The following is a 20613-nucleotide window of genomic DNA, read 5'->3' as shown; positions in this document are numbered from 1 at the left end:
ACCAGTGACCACTCGAAAGTGGTCAACCGGCGATCAAGTGAGCCTGCGCTTACCTGTGATGCATTACTTATGGTCTTTCACTTCTTCGAACTCAGCGTCGACAACGTCGTCAGCCTTGTGCTCTTCCTGTGCAGCCTGAGCACCGGCTTCCGGTTTTTCAGCCTGCTCGGCGTACATCTTCTGAGCGACAGGGGCAGAGACTTTCGACAGCTCTTCGACCTTCGCTTCGATGGCAGCCTTGTCATCGCCTTTGACAGCCGCTTCCAGAGCAACAACAGCAGCTTCGATAGCGGTTTTCTCTTCCGCGGTGACCTTGTCACCCGCGTCAGCGACCATTTTGCGAGTCGAGTGGACCAGCGCATCACCCTGGTTACGGGCAGAGGCCAGCTCTTCGAACTTACGGTCTTCGTCGGCGTTGGTTTCAGCGTCACGAATCATCTGCTGAATCTCTTCCTCGGACAGACCCGAGTTAGCCTTGATCACGATCGACTGAGTCTTGCCAGTGGCCTTGTCTTTCGCGCCGACGTGCAGGATGCCGTTGGCGTCGATGTCGAAGGTCACTTCAATCTGAGGCACACCGCGTGGAGCCGGTGGAATCTCAGCCAGGTCGAACTTGCCCAGCGACTTGTTCTGAGCCGCTTGCTTACGCTCACCTTGCAGCACGTGAATGGTCACGGCGCTCTGGTTGTCATCGGCCGTCGAGAACACTTGAGATTTCTTGGTAGGAATCGTGGTGTTTTTCTCGATCAGCGCAGTCATCACGCCGCCCATGGTTTCGATACCCAGAGTCAGCGGGCTTACGTCGAGCAACAGAACGTCTTTCACGTCGCCGGCCAGAACCGCGCCCTGGATGGCAGCACCCATGGCAACCGCTTCGTCCGGGTTGACGTCTTTACGCGCCTCTTTACCGAAGAACTCAGTGACCTGCTGCTGAACCAGCGGCATACGGGTCTGACCGCCGACCAGAATCACGTCGTTGATCTTGCTGATGTCGATACCGGCGTCTTTCAGCGCGATACGGCATGGCTCGATGGTGCGTTGAACCAGGTCTTCTACCAGCGATTCCAGCTTGGCGCGGGAGATCTTCACATTCAGGTGCTTAGGACCGGTGGCGTCTGCAGTGATGTACGGCAGGTTCACATCGGTCTGCAAGCTCGAGGACAGCTCGATCTTGGCTTTTTCAGCAGCTTCTTTCAGACGCTGCATCGCCAGCGGATCACCTTTGAGGTTCATGCTGGTTTCTTTCTTGAATTCGTCGACGAGGTAGTCGATCAGACGAATGTCGAAGTCCTCACCACCCAGGAAGGTGTCGCCGTTGGTGGCCAACACTTCAAACTGGTGCTCACCGTCGACTTCAGCGATCTCGATGACCGACACGTCGAAAGTACCGCCACCCAAGTCGTAAACGATGACAGTGTGGTCGCCTTTCGCTTTGTCCATACCGTAAGCCAGAGCAGCTGCGGTCGGTTCGTTGATGATGCGTTTTACGTCCAGACCCGCGATGCGGCCGGCGTCTTTGGTTGCCTGACGCTGGCTGTCGTTGAAGTAGGCCGGAACGGTAATGACCGCTTCAGTCACAGTCTCGCCCAAGTAGTCTTCGGCGGTTTTTTTCATCTTCTTCAGGATTTCCGCGGAAATCTGAGGAGGGGACATCTTCTTGTCGTTGACCGAAACCCACGCGTCGCCGTTGTCAGCCTTGGCGATGGTGTAAGGCACCATCTTGATGTCTTTCTGAACGACTTCTTCGTCAAACTTACGGCCGATCAGACGCTTCACCGCGTACAGAGTGTTGTGCGGATTGGTCACTGCCTGACGCTTGGCCGACTGACCGACCAGAATTTCACCGTCGTTGGCGTAAGCAATGATCGAAGGCGTGGTACGCGCGCCTTCGGCGTTCTCAATAACCTTCGCAACACCGTTTTCCAGAACCGAGACACAGGAGTTGGTGGTCCCCAGGTCGATACCGATAATCTTGCCCATCTTTGACTCTCCCGAAACTTTTTAATTAGGTTGCCGCAACTGCGTTTACAAATTGCGGTAATTCTTTAAACGCATGGCCTGTAAATGGGGGCCACTCAGCTGATTTCAAGCCTGCTCGTCAATTGACGGTGCAACAGGCGACGGCGCCTTACTGACCACGACCATGGCCGGGCGCAGTAGACGGCCGTTCAGCTGATAACCCTTCTGGAACACCTTCAGCACACTGTTCGGCTCGACGTCAGCACTTTCCTGCATCGCCATTGCCTGGTGATGCTCGGCGTTGAACGGCTGACCGTGCGGGTCGATGGCTTCCAGGTGATAACGCTTGAGGGTGTCCGCAAACATCTTGAGGGTCAGCTCGATGCCTTCACGCATCGGACGGATGCTCTCGTCATCCGGGTTGGACAGGTCCAGACCACGCTCCAGGCTGTCGACGATCGGCAGCAGATCGCCAGCGAACTTCTCCAGTGCAAATTTGTGAGCCTTTTCCACATCCTGTTCGGCGCGGCGGCGGACGTTCTGCAGATCCGCAGCGACACGCAGAGACTGGTCCTGTGCCGCAGCCAGTTGCTCTTCCAGCACCTGTACACGCGTTGCCAAATCTTCTCCGGAATTCGCCGCGCCTGTAGCCTGATCCTGAGCCTGCGTATCCGGGTTCTGTTCGTCAGCCATCGTTCTCTCCTTCTAATTGCGTCCGTGAGCTGAACTCACGCTTCTGTCCGGCTATATGGGGCCTTAATTTTCGGCTTCAAGGGGTTTTGATGCAGGAGAGGGCGAATAACCCTACAAACATTCCAACATGATGCGTTTCGTGATCCCGCTCACGAAAACTCGACAACGGTGCTAAGAAACATCGAAGCCCTGCCAAATCGAGCTAAGGCCGGGCATTGTCAGCCCGAAGCAAAACACTGTATAAATAACCAGACAAATCGCTTGGGAGCCGCCCTTATGCTGGTGCACCTGTCCATACATAGCTACGCCATCGTTGAACATCTCGATCTGGAACTGGATCGCGGCATGAGCGTGATCACCGGTGAGACCGGTGCCGGCAAGTCGATCATGCTCGACGCGCTTGGCCTGACGCTGGGTGATCGTGCCGACAGCGGCGTAGTAAGACCGGGTGCCGACAAGGCTGACATTCTGGCAACCTTCGATGTGTCGGACATCCCGGAAGCCGACGCCTGGCTCAAGGAGCGCGATCTGGAAACCGACGGCCCCTGCATTCTTCGCAGGGTGATCACCGCCGAAGGCCGTTCGCGCTCTTATATAAACGGCACGCCCTGCCCGCAGGGCGATCTCAAAGCGCTGGGCGAACTGCTGATCGATATCCATAGCCAGCACGAGCATCAGTCACTGCTCAAGACCGACACTCATCGTCGGCTGCTGGACGAATATGCAGGCGCCACCGACCTCGCGCGCCAGGTGCAACTGGCCGCTCAACGCTGGCGCCAGACGCGCCAGGAGCTTGAGCGACTTGCCAACTCCGGGGACGAACAGCGCGCCAAGCACCAATTGTTGAGCTATCAGCTGGAAGAACTCGAAAGCCTGAGTCTGGGCGAAAACGAGCTTGAACATCTGGAGCAGGAACACACCACCCTGACGAACGCAGAAAGCTTGCTGGGCATCTGCCGACAAGTCGTCGAGCTGTGCAGCGAGAGCGATTCAGGCAACGCACTGAACGCCCTGACCGCCAGCCTCAACCGGTTGACCAGCGTAAACAACTCGCCAGACGCGCTGAATGAAGCGACCAACCTGCTCTCCAGCGCGCAGATTCAGGTGGAAGAAGCCGTTGGCGAAATCAATCGTTTCCTGGATCGTTTCGAAGCCGACCCTGCACGCCTGCAACAGATCGAAGAGCGGCTGGACACCATTTACACGCTCGCGCGCAAACACCGGGTTCAGCCAACCGAAGTGCCGGCATTGCATCAGAAGCTGCTGGACGAGATCGAGACGCTGAACGCCAATGACGAAGCCATCGAGCGTCTCGAGCATGAACTCGGCTCGTATGCCCGCCACTATCAGGAAAAGGCCCGCGAACTGAGCGACCTTCGCCATCGTGCAGCCCCTGAGCTGGCCCATGCCGTGGAGCATGAGATTCAGCGACTGGGCATGCCAGGCGGACGCTTCAATATCGAACTGCGTGAAAACGCGGAGAAGGAACTGTCACCTCACGGCCTTGAACAGGTCGAGCTGCTGGTCAGTGCCAACCCCGGTCAACCGCTCAAGGCGCTGGCAAAAGTGGCATCAGGCGGTGAACTCTCCCGGATCAGTCTGGCGATCCAGGTCATTACCGCACAGACCTCACGCGTGCCCACGCTGGTCTTTGACGAAGTCGACGTCGGCATCGGCGGACCGACCGCTGAAATCGTCGGGCAGCTGCTGCGCAGGCTCGGTGAGCGTGGCCAGGTCATGACCGTCACGCACTTGCCACAGGTCGCGGCGCAAGGGCATCAGCACTTATTCGTGCACAAGGTTCGCGAGGAAGAGGTGACACGCACCGCCGTTTCCAAACTCAGCAAGAGCGAGCGCGTGGAGGAAGTGGCGAGGATGCTGGGCGGGATCGACCTGACCAAGGAATCCCTGGCCCACGCGAAAAAGATGGTGATTACCGCCAAATCCTGAAAATGGCGTGACGGAAACCAAAAAAGGCGACCCGAGGGTCGCCTTTTTTGTGTATCCGAAAAAGACTCAGTCCAGCTTCTCTTTCTTGCGTACGTAAAGCACCAGATTGTGATCCACCAGCTCAAAACCGTGCTTGGTCACAATGGCTTTTTGCAGCTTTTCGATTTCTTCGTCGAAGAACTCGATCACCTCACCGGACTCCACATTGACCATGTGGTCGTGGTGGCCTCCGTCGGCAAGCTCAAACACGGCATGACCGCCGTCGAAGTTGTGGCGAACCACCAACCCGGCTGCTTCGAACTGAGTCAAAACACGGTAAACCGTTGCCAGACCGACGTCTTCGTTGGCCTCCATAAGTGCCTTGTAGACGTCCTCCGCGCTCATGTGGCGCTGCTCTGCAGAATCGAGCATTTGAAGGATCTTGACCCGTGGCAGAGTCACTTTAAGTCCAGCTTTGCGTAGTTCGCTATTTTCAACCATGGTCAGCTTTCTCGCAGACGCTGCTTCGCAGCTTCTCTTAATGCAGGTATGATCGGGGTTTACGTTGTCCCAGCCAAGATAGTGGAAGTCGCCCACCGATGCAAAACACCAAGCTCTTGCTAACCAGTTTCACCTTCGTGGGACTGCTCGCACTCGCCGGTTGTTCATTCCCCGGGGTTTATAAAATCGACATCCAACAGGGCAATGTCGTCACGCAGGACATGATAGACCAGTTACGGCCCGGAATGACCCGTCGGCAAGTAAGGTTTATCATGGGCAATCCCCTGTTGGCCGATACCTTCCACCCTGATCGCTGGGACTACCTGTACAGCCTGCAGCCCGGTGGCGGTGAACGCCAACAGGAACGCATCAGCCTGATCTTCAATGCCAACGATCAACTCGCGAGCCTTTCCGGCGACTTCAAACCCGGCGTGAGCCGCGACGAAGCCATCCTTGGCAAGAGCAGCGACACGACTACTACCCCCGAAAACAAAGGGGAACAGCAGCCGAAGGAAGAGCCGCCGAAGCCTGGCTCTCTGCTCGAGCAGATCCAGAACGATGTCGACAAGGTCGAAACCGTTCCGGTCCCGACTCAGGAACCGCTGGACACCAATCCACGCTGATCCTCGCGGGCTGCCAAAAGCAGCTGCAAAAGAAAGCCCGGCAATGCCGGGCTTTTTTACGCCTTTCAATCGAACCGATGAAAAAGTTAAATCGGTTTTTGCGCTTTTTTTGCCTTCGCGGCCTTCTCCGCGCGCAACCGTCGCACTTCTTTCGGATCAGCCAGCAGCGGGCGGTAGATCTCGACCCGATCGCCCTCCTCCACTCGACGCACTGAAGGATCGGGGATCACCTTGCCAAATATCCCGAGCGCGTATTGATCGAACTGCACATCGGCGAAGCGCTCAGCGATGCCGGAAGCCGTCACAGCGCCCAAGACGGTGGTACCCGCGGGCACCTCAATCTTGAGCAGCTCCTGACGGTCGACAGCGGCATACACCACCTCGACGTTGATCATCGCCTCAGACATGCAGCTCTTTAGCGCGCTGGCAGAACGCATCGACCAAGGTGTTGGCTGCCTGATTGAACAACGGGCCCAGCGTGGCACGCACGATGGAACCGGAGTAATCGAAGGACAGATCCAGACTGATCTTGCAGGCCTTCTCGCCCAGCGCCTTGAAGGTCCAGATGCCATGCAGCTGACTGAACGGCCCTTCCTCCAGGTTCATCTCGATCATCTGCCCAGGCTTCAGCGTGTTGCGCGTCACGAAATGCTGACTCAGGCCACCTTTGGCCACCTCGACGCGAGCGCGCATCATCGTATCGCTCTGTTCCAGCACCGTGGCGCCGGAGCACCAGGGCAGGAACTCGGAATAGCGAGCCACGTCGTTGACCAGGTCGTACAGCGCCTGAGCGGGATACGGCAACAGGGCCGAACGTTGAATATGCGTAGTCATGTCAGCGTCATTTCCAAAGCTGAGCGGCAAACACAATCAGAATGCCGATCGGCGCCACATAGCGCATCAAAAAAAACGTTAGAGCGAACAGAACCGGACTGCGCACCGACAACTCGTCGCGCACGGCCTCACGGCCCATCACCCAACCCGCGAAAATCACAAAGCACAATCCACCCAGCGGCAGCATGATCCGCGACGTGAAGAAATCGATCACGCCGAAGAAATCCAGGCCAGCCGTCGCGCCCCACTGGTAGAGATGAAACGCGCCGCCTTCGTTCACGAAAAATTTGGCCTGCTTCCAGATGTTGAACGAGAACACGGTTCCGAGTCCCACAAACCAGCAGATGAACGACAGCCAGAAGGTCACCCAACCACGACGCACCTTGGTGCGCTCCACGAGGTACGCCACCATCGGCTCCAGGAGCGAGATCGCCGAACTCCACGCCGCCACGGCGACGAGAATGAAGAACACCACGCCCATGACCGTGCCGAACGCTACGTTACTAAACGCGTAAGGCAAGGTGACAAACATCAGGCCCGGGCCTTCGCTCGGATTCAGACCTGCCGCAAACACAATCGGAAACAATGCCAGACCGGCTAGCAACGAAACAAAGGTATCCAGGAGCGCCACACCCACAACCGTAGCGCTGATCGAGGCCTCTTTGGTCATGTAGGCGCCATAAATCATGATCGAGCCCACGCCGACGCTCAGCGAAAAAAACGCGTGACCCATCGCAGGCAGCAACCCGTCGAGCAGTTTCTCGGGTGTGAAGTCGAACATGAAATGCACGCCTTCCATGAAGTGCCCGGTGGTCAGGCTGTAGCCCAACAGAATCACCATCAGCACGAACAGCAGCGGCATCAGGATCCGCAGGCTGCGCTCAAGACCGGCGTTGACGCCCTTGGCAATGGTGATCGCCGACAGCAGCATGAACAGCGTGTGCCACGCCACCAGACGCCATGGATCGGCGATCATCTCGCCGAAGAATGCGCCTACGCCATCCGGCGTAGCGGCCTGGAAATCGCCCTTGCCCACATCAATGATGTATTCGAGCGACCAGCCGCCCACGACGCTATAAAAAGAAAGAATCAGCAGCGCAGTGATCATCCCGGCGAATGCGCCCCAGGACCACTTACTCGAATGCCCCGCTTCCAGCGCCAGCACCTTGAGCGCATTGGCCGGACTTTGGCGCGCACGACGGCCGATCAGGGTTTCGGCCATCATCACCGGAACGCCGATCAACGCGATGCACGCCAGAAACACCAGCACGAATGCACCGCCGCCGTAGACGCCGACCATGTAGGGGAATTTCCATATGCTTCCCAACCCCACGGCCGAGCCTGTGGCGGCCAGGATAAACACCCAGCGGCTCGCCCAGCTGCCGTGAACCGAAACCTTGTCCGTCGACATCGTTGACACGTCCAACACGCAAAAAAGATCGCGCATTGTCCGGGATTCACTCATCGTGCTCAAGCACACCGCTTCACGTTGCCGAGCCCATAGCCGAGAGCACCGTTGATCCCTATAATGCGTCGCCTATGGCTAAGCTCAAGAAACATCCCACAGGGACCATCGCGCAAAATAAAAAGGCGCGTCACGATTACTTCATCGAACACAAGTTCGAGGCCGGTCTGGTCCTGGCCGGTTGGGAAGTAAAAAGCCTGCGTGCCAACAAGGTGCAGCTGGTGGACAGTTACGTGCTGCTCAAGGACGGTGAGGCATGGCTGATGGGTAGCCACATCACGCCGTTGACGACAGCCAGTACCCACGTCATCGCTGACCCGACACGCACCCGTAAACTGCTGCTCAACAAACGCGAGCTGGAAAGGCTCAACGCCGCGGTTGCGCAAAAAGGGTATACCGCGGTCGCCCTTGCCCTTTACTGGAAGGCGCACTTGATCAAGTGCGAAATCGCTCTGGGTAAAGGCAAGAAGGAATACGACAAGCGTGATACCGAGCGCGAACGCGACTCCAATCGCGAGCTGCAACGCGCCGTGCGAAACAAGGGCAAGGAAGACTGACTTTTTCGCAGGTTTGACGATGCGCTCTGACGGACATGGATCAACTGTGGGAGCGAATTTATTCGCGATTGGCCAGTACAGGCGGCAGATGTCTAGCGCCTCGCAGATTTTTCGCGAATAAATTCGCTCCCACAGGTTTCAGCTCACTGCAGGCATTTGCGTCAAATGCCGTTACGCCGCTCGGCCCGCGCCGTACGCTGCACCTGCTGACGCACCTCTTCGAGCACTTCCTGCACGTACAGCAGATGTCGACTGGACACTTCCCGGGCATCGTCCGCCCGACCTTCGATAATCGCCAGGTACAGCTCACGGTGCTGATTGATCAGCATGTCGCGCGTCTCTGAGCGTTGTTTGTACATGCCGCCAATGTTGGTCACGACGTTGCGCCGCAGCAAATCGAACAGCCCGCGAATGGTGTGCAGCAGCACCGCGTTGTGGCTGGCCTCGGCAATCGCCAGGTGGAAATTCGCATCGGCCGCGCCCTCTTCCGCACGACTCACCTCATCGACCCGCGCGTAGCAGTCCTGCAACGCATCAAAGGCTTCACGCAGCCGTGCGCGGTCGACGTCGGTCGCGCGAATGGCAGCGTAATAAGCACAGGACGCTTCGAGGGTGTGGCGGAACTCCAATAGGTCGCGCTGCGCATCGGCGCTGCTTTCCAAAAGATGCAGCAACGGATCGCTGAAGGTCGAACCTAGACTCTCCACCACATAATTGCCGCCACCCTGACGACTGATCAGCAAGCCTTTGGCAGTGAGCTTCTGAATCGCTTCGCGCAAAGACGGGCGCGACACGCCAAACTGCTCGGCCAACGCACGCTCGGCCGGCAGACGTTCACCCGCCCGCAGCGTGCCCTCGAGAATCATCCTCTCAAGCTGTTCGACAATATCGTCTGACAAGCGGCGCTGACGCACCTGATCGAAGCCCATCCCCTTTCTCCACATCCTCAGCTGCCCCGTCCGACGCAACAACGGGGGCGATTATTCTCGCTGATTGTGATCAGACATTCACCCAGCAGATGTAGGACAAATCTCCAATTCAGGCGAAAAACCAGATAACTGCTACAAAAGTTCTAGAGTCATAAATTGACACACCAATGCCAAGGCTTTTAACCTAGCGACAAGACATTGTAAATTGGTATTACCAATTTATCGGTGCCGGCGATTAGTGGTCATCCTCCACGACACGCCGCAAGTCATCCGCGACGGCGGAACGCTTGAGCTGGTGAGCTGTGCGACTTCGTTCGTCGGCGCCGGCAGGACGACAGAAAAGCAGTTGTCCCCTGCAGGAGCAGCGCACGCAAGACATGGACACCGGGCCTAACCAACAACAATTAGGGGCCTCATACATGCAAACCTGGCAACAGCTCTACACACCTCTCGGCAGCCTGGGCCTATCGGCACTCGCTGCGGTCATTCCCATCGTGTTCTTCTTCCTCGCCTTGGCCGTGTTCCGGCTCAAAGGCCATGTTGCAGGCGCCATCACCTTGTTGCTTGCCGTCCTGATCGCGATCTTCGCGTTTCAGATGCCCGCCGATATGGCGGTCGCTTCGGCGGTCTACGGCTTCCTTTACGGCTTGTGGCCGATTGCGTGGATCATCATTGCGGCGGTGTTCCTCTACAAACTGACGGTCAAGAGCGGCCAGTTCGAGATCATTCGCAGCTCGGTCATGTCGATCACTGACGACCAACGTCTGCAGGTCCTGCTGATCGGGTTCTGCTTCGGCGCCTTTCTGGAAGGTGCGGCAGGCTTCGGTGCTCCGGTCGCGATCACGGCAGCCTTGTTGGTAGGTCTGGGTTTGAACCCGCTGTACGCAGCAGGCTTGTGCCTGATCGCGAACACCGCGCCTGTTGCGTTTGGCGCACTGGGGATCCCGATCATCGTCGCCGGTCAGGTCTCTGGCATCGACGCCTTCAAAATCGGCGCGATGGCAGGCCGTCAACTGCCGCTGCTGTCGGTGTTCGTACCGTTCTGGCTGATGTTCATGATGGACGGCGTGAAAGGCGTCAAGGAAACCTGGCCAGCCGCGCTGGTGGCCGGCGGCAGCTTCGCCATCGTGCAATTCCTGACCTCGAACTACATTGGCCCGGAACTGCCTGACATTACCTCGGCACTGGTCAGCCTCGTGTCCCTGACGTTCTTCCTGAAGGTCTGGCAGCCAGCCCGCGCAACCGACATGCAAGTGGCGAGCGCAGGTGGCGGTGCAGTCGTGATGGGCGGCGGTCCTGGCGGCTTCGGTCAACCACGCACCACCAAGAAATCCCCGTACTCCGCCGGCGTCATCCTCAAGGCCTGGTCACCGTTCCTGATACTGACCGTCATCGTGACAATCTGGACCTTGAAGCCGTTCAAGGCCCTGTTCGCCGCAGGCGGTCCGTTGGCCTCGCTGACCATGAACTTCCCGGTTCCACACCTGGACCAACTGGTCATGAAGGGCGCGCCGATCGTCGCAACAGCGACCGCCATGCCTGCCGTGTACAAATTCGACCTGCTGGCAGCCTCCGGCAGCGCCATTTTGATCTCGGCGATTCTGGCGATGATTGTCCTGCGAATCGGCGTCAAAACTGGTCTTACCACTTTCAAAGAGACCCTGTTCGAACTGCGCTGGGCCATCGTGTCCATCGGCATGGTGCTGGCCTTCGCCTTCGTCATGAACTACTCCGGCATGTCGTCGACACTGGCGTTGGTCCTGGCCGGTACGGGTGCTGCATTCCCGTTCTTCTCGCCATTCCTCGGCTGGCTCGGTGTGTTCCTGACCGGTTCCGACACCTCGTCCAACGCCCTGTTCGGCTCGCTGCAAGCGACCACCGCGCACCAGTTGGGTGTCAGTGACGTGCTGATGGTTGCCGCCAACTCCAGCGGCGGCGTCACCGGCAAAATGATTTCCCCGCAGTCGATCGCCGTGGCCTGCGCCGCGACCGGTCTGGTCGGCAAGGAATCGGACCTGTTCCGCTTCACGCTCAAGCACAGCATCTTCTTCGCAGCCATCGTGGGCTGCATCACCTACGTTCAGGCGTACTGGCTGACCGGCATGCTGGTTCATTAACGAGACAAGCGCCGGGTGTGCTCACGTGCACCCGGCGCTGCCCCGCTCACTCAATGTTGCGAGACCTCATGATCATTTCTGCTTCCACCGATTATCGTGCCGCTGCGCAACGCAAGCTGCCTCCGTTTCTCTTTCATTACGCCGACGGTGGCGCGTACGCCGAACACACGCTGCGCCACAACGTCTCGGACCTTTCCGAAATCGCTCTGCGCCAGCGCGTGCTCAAGAACATGTCCGAACTCAGCCTGGAAACCCGGCTGTTCGATGAAACCCTGAGCATGCCCGTGATACTGGCGCCGGTCGGTCTGTGCGGCATGTACGCCCGCCGTGGCGAGGTGCAGGCCGCTCGCGCTGCAGCCTCCAAAGGGATTCCCTTCACGCTGTCGACCGTGTCGCTCTGTCCGATCGAAGAGGTCGCCCCGGCCATCGACCGCCCCATGTGGTTCCAGCTTTACGTCCTCAAGGATCGTGGCTTCATGCGCAATGCCCTTGAGCGCGCCAAGGCCGCCGGCGTCAAGACGCTGGTGTTCACCGTGGACATGCCTGTGCCTGGCGCCCGCTATCGCGACCTGCACTCCGGCATGAGCGGCAAGAACGGCCCGATCCGCCGCGTTCTGCAAGCCATGACTCATCCGCAATGGGCGTGGGACGTCGGCGTGAACGGCCGTCCTCACGATCTCGGTAACGTGTCGGCCTATCGCGGTAACCCTACCGGCCTGACGGATTACATCGCCTGGCTCGGTAACAATTTCGATCCGTCGATTTCCTGGAAAGACCTGGAATGGATTCGCGACTTCTGGGACGGCCCGATGATCATCAAAGGCATCCTTGACCCCGAAGACGCCCGCGACGCCGTGAAATTCGGCGCGGACGGCATCGTTGTATCCAACCACGGCGGCCGCCAGCTCGATGGCGTGCTGTCCAGTGCCCGTGCGCTGCCCGCCATTGCCGACGCCGTGAAGGGCGAAATCAAGATCCTCGCCGACTCCGGCATTCGCAGCGGCCTGGACGTAGTGCGCATGATTGCCATGGGCGCCGACGCCGTGCTGATCGGCCGCGCGTTCATTTACGCCCTCGCCACCCACGGCGAAGCCGGCGTGAAACATTTGCTCGAACTGTTCGAAAAGGAAATGCGCGTGGCGATGGTGCTGACAGGCGCCAAATCCGTCAGCGAAATCACCCGCGACTCACTGGTTCGCGAGCTCGGCGCCTGAGCGCACGCTGTAGATAACGCACGCGGCACGCCAGATGCCGCGGCGCCATGATGATGATCCCGTGAGGAAGACCGTATGAGCCTGCCCGCCTCGTTTCTGGACGATGTGAAGCGCCTGATTCCCGCCGACCGCCGTTTCGACGATCCGCTGTCGACGCTCGCTTTTGGCACCGACGCCAGCTTCTATCGGCTGATCCCCAAACTGGTGATCCGCGTCGAATCCGAAGAGGAAGTGGTCACGCTGCTTAAGCTGGCGCAAGTCGACCGGGTGCCCGTGACGTTTCGTGCGGCGGGGACCAGCCTGTCGGGCCAGGCCATCAGCGACTCGGTGCTGATCGTCCTCGGCGATAACTGGAATGGGCGCGAAGTCCGTCGTGAAGGTGAACAGATTCGCCTGCAGCCGGGCGTGATCGGGGCACAGGCCAACGCCTGGCTGGCACCGTTCGGGCGAAAGATCGGACCCGACCCGGCTTCCATCAACGCGGCCAAGATCGGCGGGATCGTCGCCAACAACTCCAGCGGCATGTGCTGCGGCACGGCGCAAAATACCTATCACACGCTCGCCGGCATTCGCCTGGTGCTGGCCGACGGCACGCGTATCGACACCGAAGACGCCCAAAGCGTCGCCGCTTTCCGCGCCAGTCACGGCACGCTGCTCGAGCGTCTGCGCGAATTGGGTCGGGAAACCCGCGCCAACCCCGAACTCGCTGCAAAGATTCGCCACAAATACCGCCTGAAAAACACCACCGGCCTGTCCCTGAACGCCTTGGTCGATTTTGAAGAACCCCTCGATATCCTCAGCCACCTGTTGGTCGGCTCAGAAGGCACGCTGGGGTTCATCAGTGCAGTGACCTACGACACCGTGCTCGATCACCCGAACAAGGCGTCGGCGCTGATTGTGTTTCCAGATGTGGAGACTTGCTGTAACGCCGTCACCGTGCTGAAAACCCAGCCGGTCTCCGCCGTCGAACTGCTCGACCGGCGCAGCATGCGCTCGGTGCAGAACAAACCGGGCATGCCCGCCTTCGTGCGAGAGCTGTCGGAAAACGCCTGCGCGCTGTTGATCGAAGCCCGCGCGGCGACCCAGCCTTTGCTGCACGAACAACTGGCGCAGATCATGGCGTCGATCGCGCACTTCCCGATGGAAAAGCAGGTGGACTTTACTGAGGATCCCACCGAAAACGCCCGACTGTGGGCCATCCGCAAAGACACCTTCCCCGCCGTCGGCGCCGTGCGCGAAACCGGCACCACGGTGATCATCGAAGACGTCACCTTTCCCGTCGAACAACTGGCAATTGGCGTGCGACGCCTGATCGAGCTGTTCGACAAACATCACTACGACGAAGCCATCCTGTTCGGCCACGCGCTGGAGGGCAATCTGCACTTCGTCTTCACCCAAGGCTTCAACGACCCCGAAGAAGTCGCCCGCTACTCGGCTTTCATGGACGACGTGACGCAACTGGTTGCCGTTGAATTCAACGGCTCGCTCAAGGCCGAGCACGGCACCGGGCGCAACATGGCGCCGTTCGTGGAACTCGAATGGGGCAGCGACGCCTATCAGTTAATGTGGCAACTCAAGCGCTTGCTCGACCCCAACGGCATCCTCAACCCTGACGTGGTGCTCAGTGAAGACCCGCAGATCCACCTCAAACACCTCAAGCCGATGCCTGCGGCCGACGCCATCGTCGACAAATGCATCGAGTGCGGTTTCTGTGAACCGGTCTGCCCGTCCAAGGGACTGACCCTCAGCCCGCGCCAGCGCATCGTGATATGGCGCGATATCCAGGCCAAAAAACGCGCCGGCACCGACACCACCGACCTGGAGCGCGATTATCACTACCAAGGCATCGAGACCTGCGCTGCCACCGGCTTGTGCGCACAGCGGTGCCCGGTCGGCATCAACACCGGGGAGCTGGTGAAAAAGCTGCGGGGGCAAGAAGCCACGCACGGCAAGACCGCCGACTGGCTGGCTCATCACTTCACGACGGCTCTGAAGGGCGCGCGTTTTACCCTGCATGCCGCGAACGGCGCACGCATGTTGTTGGGTGCTCCGAGACTGGCGAAGATTTCCGCTGCGCTGACCAAGGCCTCTTCGGGTCGTGTGCCGCTATGGACACCCGCCATGCCTCAGCCGGAAAACGCCATTCGCTTCAATCCACCGGTCGACGATCAGCGCCCACGTGTGGTCTACCTCGCCGCGTGTGTGTCACGAGTCATGGGTCCGGCAGCCGCGGATCATGAACAGATGTCCCTGATGGACAAAACCCGTGGCCTGCTGGAAAAAGCCGGTTACCAAGTGGTGTTCCCCGACGATCAGGACAGCCTGTGCTGCGGCCAGCCTTTCGCCTCCAAAGGTTACGCAGAGCAAGCCGAAGAGAAGCGTCAACAACTGCTTGCGGCGCTGACCAAAGCCAGTCGTGGCGGACTCGATCCCATCTACTGCGACACCAGCCCCTGCACCCTTCGGCTGGTTCAGGACCTGAAGGACACCCGCCTCGACCTCTACGATCCGGTGCGTTTCATTCGCACGCATCTGCTCGACAAACTGGAGTTCACACCTCAACAGGAAGCCATCGCGGTTCACGTCACGTGCAGCACTCAACACCTCGGCGAAAGCCAGGCGCTGATCGAACTGGCGCGGTTGTGCAGCGTCAACGTGGTTATTCCCGAAGGCATTCACTGCTGCGGCTTTGCGGGTGACAAAGGCTTCACCACGCCGGAGCTCAATGCCCATTCGCTACGTACCCTGAAGGACGCCGTGCAGTACTGCAGCGAGGGCATTTCCACCAGCCGCACATGTGAAATCGGCCTGACGCAACACGGCGGAATCGACTACCACGGACTGGTGTACCTGGTTGACCGCGTGACGCGAGCAAGATCCGCTTGATGCACTCAAATGGGGAGTTTTTCGCCCCATTTGAATGACACATTCTGCAACATGGCTTTTTCCCACCACTCGAAAAATAAATAGAACCCCTGCGTTCGAGGGCAGTCCATCTCTTTAAGCGCCACAACACGGGACGCTTATTCCTCTACCTCGGACATCGGCCAGATTTAACCGGCCATACCGAGTCCCCAGGCTTAAGGAGATACACATGAAACGCACAGCACTGACTGGTTTGTTTCTGACCGCTGCACTGATGGGTTCCCCGGTATTCGCTGCTGATGACCTGTGCGGCGCCAACCTGCAGACCCTGAAAGATGCTCATACTTCGACCAGCACCAATATGAGCGCGGACAGCAAGCAGGAACTGGAAAAAACGATGACTGATGCCATGGCGGCTCAAAAGGCTGGCGATGACAAAAAATGCATCGAGCTGACCCAGAAGGAAATCACCTCGCTGAAAACCGGCGGTGACGGTTCCGACGGCGGCGCCACCAAGTAATGCCCGGCCTGGGCCGGCCATGAGCCGGCCCGCCGATCTGTGCAAAGGCTCAAGGTGACGTATCCCGTTGATTCGGGTACACTCCGCGACCTGACTGCTAGAGCAGCAGAATTGGGGCCGATTAGGATTCGACGCCGGTGATGAAACTCTAGGGGCATGCCGACTTGGTAACAGAAGTCGTAAATCCACTGTTGCAACTTTCTATAGTTGCCAATGACGAAACCTACGGGGAACAAGCTCTCGCTGCGTAAGCGGCGCTAGCCTTCCTTCTGGTAGCTTCGGCTCCAGCAATCATCAGGGGATGCCTGTAAACCCAAAATGATTGTCATACAGAACAGGATCGCCGTGCAGTACGCTGTGGACGAATCGGCTAAAACTTACACAGCTCGCCCAAAGCACCCTGCCCGTCGGGTCGCTGAGGGTTAACTTAATAGACACGGCTAAGCATGTAGTCCCGACAGCGGAGTACTGGCGGACGGGGGTTCAAATCCCCCCGGCTCCACCAAACAAATGAAAGACGTCCACGGACGTCTTTTTTTGTGCCTGAATTTTGTCAGCATGCACTCAGGTACACAGGTCAGCTGCTAAAGCCACCGGCCATTCCCGATTGCCATTCAAAGACCGCTCAAGACACAATCCCCAGCACTTAAGACACCCAGAGCCTCACATGATCGACCTTCGCCAACTCCGTTATTTCGTCGTGGTCGCTGAAGAGGAGCACGTGGGCCGTGCGGCTGAGCGTCTGCATATCTCTCAATCGCCGCTCAGTCGGCAGATCGCACAACTTGAGGAGCGTCTCGGGTTGAACCTGTTCGAGCGCAGTCAGCAGCGGATTCGTCTGACCACGGATGGCCGTACCTTCCTGACCGAAGCCCGCGCGTTGCTGACGCACGCGAATCGGCTGGAGTCGCTGGGCAAACGGCTGGGGCGTGGCGAGGAAGGTGGGTTGTGCATTGGCTATATCGAGACGGCAATGCACGCCAATGTGTTGCCTACGGCCTTGAGTGCGGTGCGCGAGGTACGGCCGGGGGTTCATGTGGCGTTGTACAACATGCCTTCGAGCGACCAGCTTGAAGGGTTGCGGCAGCGCAGTCTGGATGTGGCGCTGGTCAGCGAGCCGCCGAGCGATGATGACCCTGACCTCACCTATCGCCAGTTGCTGGAAGACCCGATGATGCTGGCGTTGCCCGCCCATCATCCGCTCGCGCAGGTCGAGCGCCTTACGCCTGCTGACTTGCAGGATCTGGACTGGATCGGCGTGAAGTCCAGTCAGGGCAAGAATCACCACGACGACTTTGTCGCGGCGTGCATTCGGGCGGGTTTCACACCGGAGATTCGGCTGGAGGCCGCCGAACCCTACACCGCACTCGGCCTGGTCGCGGCGGGTCTGGGCATCGCGATGACGCAGAAGAGCCTGAACCAGGCTGCTTATCCCGGCGTCGTGTTCCGGGAGTTGCCGTGGCTGAGTTTCACCATGCCGCTATGGGCGGCGTGGCATCGGGTCAACTTGCGGCCTTTGGTGGAGACTTTCCGCCTGATCCTCACACACACGGATGCCGAACCCTTTACCGGTTCAACACCCGATAACGTGAGCGCGCGCAGCACAGTTACCAACTGACTCGCACCCCTAACGTCCCGCTTCCACCTTCAAGCGTTTCGCTGTCGAGATTCGTGTTGTAATCCACCGCCAGATACACACTGACGTCTGACGATACTTTTGCCACAACCCCCACTCCAACGTCAGCGGAAGAGGACTTGTGATCGCTCTTGATCCGGTCCACACCGTTGTACGTCACGGTGTCTTTACCGCCGAAGGTGTGCCAGGTATTGGCGCGCAGGTAGGGTTTGACCGGAAGGTTATTGACCAGATACCGTCCTTTGAGGCGCGCCCCGACTCGGCCGGTCCAGTAACCCTGGGAGTCGAATGACACATCGGAGATGCCGTCGTTCTGCTTGTCCAAGTCGATGTTCTGATGAATGACTTGCACTTGCGGCTCCACGACCCAGTGTTCAAAAACCGGCAACGGATAACCGCTCTCCAGCGACAGCGTGACCGCGCGGCCTTCGGTGTCGAGTTTGACGCCCCGATCAGACCGGTTGTCGCCGCGAAGACGCGTGCCCATTGCCACGGCATCGAGGTACCCACCCTTCGGGTCGACGAGTGTCCAGTAGGCGCCGAAATGATCGCCCGCAAGCTTCACGTGCCCGGCCTTGCGATGCTGGAAGCCTTCGGCGAATCCGTCGACATCGCCTCGCAGTCGGCTCTGCCCTACAAAGAATCCCGCACGTTGCCGTTGGCCTGAATCGGTGACGGCGACGTAGAGGTCATGGCCGATCTGGTAACCCTGCGTCGAACCGTCCAGGCGTGGCGACACGGTGCCTGACCAGCTCTTTTTCAGATCACTGCCATAGAGGCGTGCCCAACCGGCCGGAACACTTCCTGTTCCCGTGAGCAGGCTTTGATCGCCCTGTCGGTCGTGGAATGTTCCCAGCGCGGACAACACCATCATTTGTGCCGCTGGAACGACAACCGAATAGACCGGGACTTCCAGTCGATAAAGAGGAATCGCCTCGGCTCCCGGTACGGCCTGCGGTATTGAAGGCGTAGTCGCGGCGGGCACCGGCGAGGTGCTTGCCACTGCGGTCGAGTCGGAGGTCGCGGGCGCTGCCGGCGCAACGGGCGTTGCAGTCGGCGGTTCGACAGCCGGCTCATCCGCACTCACCGTCGGCGGCGCCACGGCCACTGGCACAGTGGCTTGGGGGATCACAGGCGCTGCCGGAGGGATCGGAATAGCCAGCGGGGCGACCGCCACAACCGAGGATCGCAAGTACCAGTTATTCTCGGTTCCCGCTGTCACGCCACCCTTGAACAGGTAGTACTGATAAGCGCCCGCCGACACTGATCCTTTCAGCGCAAAAGCACCGCTGCTGCTGGTCGCACCATTGGCGGCCTGAACCACTTCGATACCACTGGCCTGAGTCAGCCCACCCAGGCCGCCCAGATTGGTAATGCCCAGCTGGGTATTGCCGCTGATCGTGCCTTGCGAAACGACCAGCCGGTCGGTTGCAGAGCTGTCACCACCCAATGTGGTCTGCAGCAACAACTGACCGTCGCTGCCCACGTAGTTGCCGAACACGCTGAGCGTATCGCCAGCCACTGCGCTACGGGAAGTCATGTCGATCACGCCAGCGTTATTAAGCGTAGCGAGATTGCCCGCGATGTAGGGCCGCACCGCTCCCTGCACCGGAAACAACGTACTGCTGCTGTCGACGTTGAAGTTGCCGGTGCCGGTCGCGCTGTCACCCAAAAAGAAATCGCCGCTCAGATTGAACCGCGACTGCTGGGTGAGGTTGACGGTCTCCCAGCCGACATAACGTGACGGCGTAGCCGATGAGGTGCTGATGAAGGTCAGCGTGTCTGCGCCCAAACCACCGTCGATCAACGGTGTCGCGCTAAGTGTGCTCTCGGTGAGATTGGCGACCCGCGCGGTGTCGTCTCCATCGCCCATCAGTACCGCAGACTGAATGTGTCCGCCACCGTCCCAACTGAACACGTCGTTTCCGAAACTGGCGCGGATCTGCCCGGAGATGACTCCGCCGGTCACGTTGATACTGTCGTCTCCGCCACTCACGCTGACGTTGCCGCCGATGCTGCCGCCAGAAACACTGACAGTGTCGCGACCGAATCCGGTGACAAGATTGCCGGTGATCTGCCCGCCTGACATGTCGAAGATGTTGTCATCCAGCTTCATGTCGACACGGCCAATAGTGCCGCCGCTCATGGCTGCAACATCGCCATCCTCAAATGCGCCGATGATGGTCCCGCCACTCATGGAGAAGATGTCGCGCGCATCACCCTGAGCCAGTGATTGAATCGACCCGCCGGTCATCACGAAGCTGTCCCGGGCGCTACCTTGGAAAACCGCGTCACGAATAGCCCCTGCGCCAATGCGAATGACGTTACCGCCATCCCCCATATCGACAGTGCCGAGTATGTTTCCACCGTCCATCTCCAGCCGGTTTATCCCGGCGCCGAAGACGACATTTCCCAGGATGGAACCTGTGCCACCTGACGGAAGCGTCAATGTGTTATTGCCGACCAGATCGGTCAGCCCGGTACTTGTACCGCTGTCGCAGACATAGCTGTCATCGCCCGGCCCTGTTGTCAGGGTACAGGCGGCTTTAATCTCGGTGGCTGGCAATAACAGCAGGGATACGCAAGACAGGTAAATAATATTGCCGACGCGAGCCCTAACGGGCCTTTTCATCAGGCGTGCTCCTGCGGGTATAACCCGGGGCGGTTTAATTCCTTTTAAATAACAGTGCCGTTCCTGTGTACGCGCACTGAATAATTGCTCCTCTTCTTTATTCATCTAAGAACAGGTTTTCTTTTACGTCAATTTATCA

Annotated in this window: 16 protein-coding genes and 1 other RNA gene; 9 read left to right on the top strand and 8 right to left on the bottom strand. The window is 59.0% G+C overall.

All coding sequences use genetic code 11. From position 1 onward, the window contains the following. Positions 1-63 precede the first annotated feature (63 nt). Positions 64-1980: a molecular chaperone DnaK gene (dnaK, locus tag ABDX87_RS17720; RefSeq protein WP_346829048.1), complete on the bottom strand. Its 1917-nt coding sequence runs from the start codon at positions 1978-1980 to the stop codon at positions 64-66. A 105-nt stretch (positions 1981-2085) separates the two neighbouring features. Then, complete coding sequence (grpE, locus tag ABDX87_RS17715) at positions 2086-2652, bottom strand: nucleotide exchange factor GrpE (protein ID WP_346829047.1); 567 nt, start codon at positions 2650-2652, stop codon at positions 2086-2088. Positions 2653-2928: 276 nt separating this feature from the next. Here grpE and recN point away from each other — a divergent pair, with 276 nt between their 5' ends. After that, complete coding sequence (recN, locus tag ABDX87_RS17710) at positions 2929-4602, top strand: DNA repair protein RecN (RefSeq protein ID WP_346829046.1); 1674 nt, start codon at positions 2929-2931, stop codon at positions 4600-4602. Positions 4603-4668: 66 nt separating this feature from the next. Here the strand turns inward: recN and fur are convergent, their stop codons facing one another. Then, positions 4669-5082: a ferric iron uptake transcriptional regulator gene (gene fur, locus ABDX87_RS17705; RefSeq protein ID WP_346829045.1), complete on the bottom strand. Its 414-nt coding sequence runs from the start codon at positions 5080-5082 to the stop codon at positions 4669-4671. Positions 5083-5180: 98 nt separating this feature from the next. Between fur and ABDX87_RS17700 the strand changes: the two genes are divergently transcribed. Continuing rightward, entirely contained in the window at positions 5181-5705 is a 525-nt protein-coding gene (locus ABDX87_RS17700) for an outer membrane protein assembly factor BamE (RefSeq protein WP_346829044.1), read from the top strand. A gap of 86 nt (positions 5706-5791) precedes the next feature. On the opposite strand, the gene ABDX87_RS17695 is transcribed toward ABDX87_RS17700, so the two are convergent. From ABDX87_RS17695 to ABDX87_RS17685, 3 genes are read right to left on the bottom strand one after another with little or no spacing between them, the layout of a single operon-like run. Then, positions 5792-6112 carry an RnfH family protein gene (locus tag ABDX87_RS17695; protein ID WP_346829043.1) on the bottom strand — a complete coding sequence of 107 codons (321 nt, stop codon included), beginning with the start codon at positions 6110-6112 and terminating at the stop codon, positions 5792-5794. After that, a complete protein-coding gene (locus ABDX87_RS17690; RefSeq protein ID WP_346829042.1) occupies positions 6105-6539 on the bottom strand; it encodes a type II toxin-antitoxin system RatA family toxin in 435 nt (144 codons plus the stop codon). Before ABDX87_RS17690 ends, ABDX87_RS17695 begins: the two co-directional genes overlap by 8 nt. A gap of 7 nt (positions 6540-6546) precedes the next feature. Next, entirely contained in the window at positions 6547-7950 is a 1404-nt protein-coding gene (locus ABDX87_RS17685; protein WP_346829041.1) for a sodium-dependent transporter, read from the bottom strand. Positions 7951-8078: 128 nt separating this feature from the next. Between ABDX87_RS17685 and smpB the strand changes: the two genes are divergently transcribed. Then, positions 8079-8561, top strand: coding sequence for an SsrA-binding protein SmpB (gene smpB, locus ABDX87_RS17680; protein ID WP_062389795.1), 483 nt, complete (start codon positions 8079-8081; stop codon positions 8559-8561). 161 nt (positions 8562-8722) lie between these two features. Here smpB and ABDX87_RS17675 read toward each other — a convergent pair whose 3' ends face one another. Further along, positions 8723-9490 (bottom strand): GntR family transcriptional regulator, encoded by a 768-nt coding sequence (locus ABDX87_RS17675; RefSeq protein WP_346829040.1) that lies wholly within the window; start codon positions 9488-9490, stop codon positions 8723-8725. 419 nt (positions 9491-9909) lie between these two features. Between ABDX87_RS17675 and ABDX87_RS17670 the strand changes: the two genes are divergently transcribed. The 6 genes from ABDX87_RS17670 to ABDX87_RS17645 all read left to right on the top strand — a co-directional run bounded on the left by ABDX87_RS17670 (position 9910) and on the right by ABDX87_RS17645 (position 17824). Further along, positions 9910-11607 (top strand): lactate permease LctP family transporter, encoded by a 1698-nt coding sequence (locus ABDX87_RS17670; protein ID WP_346829039.1) that lies wholly within the window; start codon positions 9910-9912, stop codon positions 11605-11607. 68 nt (positions 11608-11675) lie between these two features. Then, complete coding sequence (gene lldD / locus ABDX87_RS17665; protein ID WP_074756406.1) at positions 11676-12821, top strand: FMN-dependent L-lactate dehydrogenase LldD; 1146 nt, start codon at positions 11676-11678, stop codon at positions 12819-12821. A gap of 75 nt (positions 12822-12896) precedes the next feature. Beyond that, positions 12897-15707 carry an FAD-binding and (Fe-S)-binding domain-containing protein gene (locus ABDX87_RS17660; RefSeq protein WP_346829038.1) on the top strand — a complete coding sequence of 937 codons (2811 nt, stop codon included), beginning with the start codon at positions 12897-12899 and terminating at the stop codon, positions 15705-15707. Between the two features lie 208 nt (positions 15708-15915). Beyond that, positions 15916-16206 carry a hypothetical protein gene (locus ABDX87_RS17655; RefSeq protein WP_346829037.1) on the top strand — a complete coding sequence of 97 codons (291 nt, stop codon included), beginning with the start codon at positions 15916-15918 and terminating at the stop codon, positions 16204-16206. A gap of 113 nt (positions 16207-16319) precedes the next feature. Beyond that, positions 16320-16711: a transfer-messenger RNA gene (gene ssrA, locus ABDX87_RS17650) on the top strand. Positions 16712-16873: 162 nt separating this feature from the next. Continuing rightward, positions 16874-17824 (top strand): LysR substrate-binding domain-containing protein, encoded by a 951-nt coding sequence (locus ABDX87_RS17645; RefSeq protein ID WP_346829036.1) that lies wholly within the window; start codon positions 16874-16876, stop codon positions 17822-17824. Here ABDX87_RS17645 and ABDX87_RS17640 read toward each other — a convergent pair. Continuing rightward, the gene (locus ABDX87_RS17640; RefSeq protein ID WP_346829035.1) at positions 17814-20474 is read right to left on the bottom strand and encodes an autotransporter outer membrane beta-barrel domain-containing protein; all 2661 of its coding nucleotides are present in this window, start codon (positions 20472-20474) and stop codon (positions 17814-17816) included. The genes ABDX87_RS17645 and ABDX87_RS17640 overlap by 11 nt on opposite strands. Positions 20475-20613: the final 139 nt, after the last annotated feature.

It is taken from the genome of Pseudomonas abietaniphila (assembly GCF_039697315.1).
Classification (GTDB): Bacteria; Pseudomonadota; Gammaproteobacteria; order Pseudomonadales; family Pseudomonadaceae; genus Aquipseudomonas; species Aquipseudomonas abietaniphila_B.
The sequence above is the reverse complement of the archived record's forward strand: the minus strand, read 5'-3'. Positions and strand labels throughout refer to the sequence as shown.